The sequence below is a fragment of the Pseudomonas sp. Sample_9 genome, assembly GCF_004307535.1.
Taxonomy (GTDB): domain Bacteria; phylum Pseudomonadota; class Gammaproteobacteria; order Pseudomonadales; family Pseudomonadaceae; genus Aquipseudomonas; species Aquipseudomonas mercuritolerans.
On record NZ_RAZO01000214.1, the window covers coordinates 1 to 979 of the forward strand.

Genomic DNA, 979 nt, shown 5'->3' on the forward strand with positions numbered 1-979 from the left:
GGAAGACCAGGGCTTTCAGGCCGCTCTCTGGGTCGATATCGGGAAACTCTGGCGGGTTGTCCAGTCGATGATCGAAGCGCAGGCTTGGCGCTTCCTGGGTCACGCCATCAATGAGAAAGTCGGAGCCGAACGACGGGTCGTTCATGCACGCCAGCACCGTGCCTTGCGCGGTTAGCAGTTCCGGCAAGCGGCGCAACACTCGTTGATAGTCCTTGGTCAGCAAAAAGCTGCCTTTCTGAAACGATGGCGGGTCGATGATCACCAGATCGTACGGGCCGCTGTTGATCACCTTGCCCCAGGACTTGAACAGGTCGTGGCCGAGAAAGCTGACCTTGCTCAGGTCGTGGCCGTTCAAACGGTGATTGTCGCGACCTCGGCTCAGGGCCGCGCGGGACATGTCGAGATTGACCACATGGCTGGCGCCGCCCTCGATTGCCGCTACGGAAAAACCGCAGGTGTAGGCGAACAGGTTCAACACGCGCTTGCCCGCCGCTTGTTCGCGCACCCAGTTGCGCCCGTAGCGCATGTCGAGAAACAGCCCGGTGTTCTGCTTGCGTCCCAAGTCGACGCGGTACTGCAAGCCACCTTCGATGATGGTCATTTCCTCGATTTCCTCGCCGATCAGCCATTCGGCCGTGCTTTGCGGCAGATAACGGTGCTGGATCAGCAAAGTGTGCGCGCCGGATTGCTGCCATTCGGCCGAGGCGGCGAGTTGCAGCAGCGAATGCCGCAAATCCTGCAGTTGCTCAGGCGCCGGTTCCTTGAACAGCGACACAAGCACCACACCCTGCAACCAGTCCACGGTCAGTTGCTCCAGCCCCGGCCAGCAGCGTCCGCGCCCGTGAAACAAACGGCGGGTTTCGCTGGGTGCCGCCGCCAGTGCGGGCAGCAATTGGGCGTGGAGGGTGGCGAGGGCTTCAGGGGTCATGGATTACGGTTCGGCCGTTCAAAGGGCCGGCATTTTAACCACAAATGAAGG

1 protein-coding gene is annotated in these 979 nt (G+C 61.2%); it reads right to left on the reverse strand.

All coding sequences use genetic code 11. From position 1 onward, the window contains the following. Window positions 1-928 (reverse strand): class I SAM-dependent methyltransferase (locus tag D6877_RS12070; RefSeq protein WP_130910921.1); only part of this gene is annotated, 928 nt, incomplete at its 3' end. Window positions 929-979: the final 51 nt, after the last annotated feature.